The sequence below is a fragment of the Microcoleus sp. S13_B4 genome (genome assembly GCF_036700885.1).
Classification (GTDB): domain Bacteria; phylum Cyanobacteriota; class Cyanobacteriia; order Cyanobacteriales; family Microcoleaceae; genus Microcoleus.
This window is the reverse complement of the sequence record NZ_JAUBPU010000129.1, coordinates 1-2458: the sequence shown is the minus strand read 5'-3', so window position 1 is coordinate 2458 and position 2458 is coordinate 1. Positions and strand designations below refer to the sequence as shown.

Annotated in this window: 1 protein-coding gene; it reads right to left on the bottom strand. The window is 39.3% G+C overall.

What is annotated here, in order from left to right:
- Positions 1 to 204: 204 nt before the first annotated feature.
- Positions 205 to 1944, bottom strand: coding sequence for a methyl-accepting chemotaxis protein (locus QT994_RS27435; protein WP_333180251.1), 1740 nt, complete (start codon positions 1942 to 1944; stop codon positions 205 to 207).
- Positions 1945 to 2458 lie beyond the last annotated feature (514 nt).

Genomic DNA, 2458 nt, shown 5'->3' with positions numbered 1-2458 from the left:
GTTTTAGGTCGGGGAGTTTTTCCATTCCTTGATCTAATGTCTATCTTGTCTTCTTGTCAAGGGGGTTGAGCAATTACGATTAAAGGCAGCTTCTGTGAGTTTTTGAGTGCCGATTTTAACTTGAGTAATACCACTGACTGTTTGAGACGCGGATTCCTTCATAGAACTCATAGTATCACCTACTTGCTGAATCGCGATCGCCTGCTATTTAATATTAAAATAAATTTGCTGGTTGCTAGCAAACACAAGATTGCAAGCTTCCCTCACACCCGTAAAAGCTTCTGCCGTATCTTGTGCTGTTTTCACCCCTTCTGCAACCGTTTTGCGGCTATCTTCAGTTGCTTTCACCGTTGAATCGATCGCGCCCTTAATTTCTGGAATAATATCATTAATCTTTTGTGCTGCTTGTTGGCTTTCATCTGCTAACTTACGAATTTCTCTTGCTACCACCGCAAAACCTTTACCGTACTCCCCGGCTCTGACTGCTTCAACAGCGGCGTTGAGAGCCAGCATATTAGTTTGGGCGGCTAAATCGCTAACCACACTTGCGAGAGTCGATATATTGCCAATCTGACTCGTGCTGTCGTCGAGTCGATGATTTTGCTTAGAAATTGCCACCACAGCTTCTCTAAGATTCAGCATTTGATTGAGAGTTTGATCTACCTTTTTAGTACCTTCTTCGGCTAGATTTAAAGCTTGGCGAGCGGCAAGGGCAACAGACTCAGCTTGCTCGGCTGTTTGCTGAGAAGATATGCCCAAATTTTCTAGAGTTATAGTTGTTTGATTAACCGAGACAAATTGCCTATCTGCTATTTGCTCTTGTCGATTCATATTAGATTCTATTTGCAGTGAAAATGACGATATTTGGTAAATTAAACCCCGAATCAGAGCAACAATTTTTTGCAAAAAAAACCATCCCAATCCCAGCACCACAGCCAGAGAAACAATAACAATAATCGCTGCTATTTTTTGAAGAGAATCGATCGAATCAAATAGCAGCTTTTTGGGTGAAGTATCCACGATTACTAAAAATTTATTGGTATTTTTTGGGCTGGGAAAAACTGTATTATAGCTAATCACTAGATCCCTATTATCAATATTTCCCTGACCACCTGAGAGTATTTTTGCAACAATCTCCTGTGAATAATCATTTTTGACATTTTCATTAGTTTGGAGTTCAAATCCCCAGGCTTTTTTAGAATTGGGATGAGCCAGATAATACCCATCTTGATTTAAGATAAAAGATTGGTCTGATAGTTCAGGATTGAAGTTTTTAACCATATTTATCAGAGTGCTACCCAGAGCATTCGTAATTAAAAAGCCTTGTCTTTCTCCTTTAGGATTAAAAATTGGAGTTGCGTAGCGAATTGTTGGCTTGTAAGGAATTTCTATTTTCCCCCTTTCCTTATTCAGATTTAAGGAAGACACATAGACTTCTCCTGGTTTTAGCTTCATAGTTGCCGAAAAGTAATCTGTGTCAGCTTTGTTTTGTAGTTGAGAATCTGGAATAACTTGAATATTTGTCCCGTCAGAATCTACGCGCACGATCTCCTTACCGCTGTTATCTATGTAACGCAATTGCATATAATATGGCTTTGCCTCCATCATGGATAAAAATGTGAGTTGCATTCGCTCAACCCAATCTTTATAAGGTGAATTAGTTTGTTTGTCTACTCCATTTCCTTCTCTAGCTCTAATCATTCCTTGAACAGCGGGAGTGTTGCGGAGAAACAAAATATCGGTTCTCAGATTTTCAAATTTGTTAATCATTTGATTTGCCGTGGAATCCACACTGTCACTAAGGGTTATTAATGCTAAATTTTGCAGTGCTTCTGTTGAACAAGAAATTCCATACCAACCCACAATAGATACTGGAATCAAGGTACTTAAAATTAGGAGCAGCAGCAGTCGGTGCTGCATTTTTTGGAAAAAGTTGTTAATCATTGGTTACTATAAATTGGTTACTGGTAACTTGTACGCTCGCATAGTCTAAGTATAGGGAATTAGAAGATTGTACCCTGGCGTAGCGGAGAGCATCTCATATTTGTAAAAACACTTCTTCTGGCTCCTTCCTTTTGGCTCCTGGCTCTTGGCTCCTGGCTCCTAGCTCCAATTTCTAGCTTGGCTGCTTTCATTGAGCTTCTCCCGCGTAGCCGAAGTATAGGTAATTAGAAAATTGTACGCTGGCGTAGCCGAAGTATAGGGAATTGAGAATTGGTAGTAAAGAAAAAATAACAGCTCCCAAATAATAATAACTCACAACTCACAACTAACTACACTGCTAATTGGAAATTATGTTTTGATTTGCCCCGAAACAAATTATTAGTCCCGTTAATATCGCTGGAATTGTAGCGAGGTTAATCGCCAAAGCAATTGCTTTAACTGTAGTTTAGACTAAAAAATGATTGCAGCTAAAAGTAGCAACCTTTGAATATCCGGCAAGCTGTTACTCAAAAAC

Bases quoted from the DNA above. Each gene is read 5' to 3' on its own strand.
- QT994_RS27435 (WP_333180251.1), bottom strand. From the start codon at position 1,944: ATGATTAACAACTTTTTCCAAAAAATGCAGCACCGACTGCTGCTGCTC.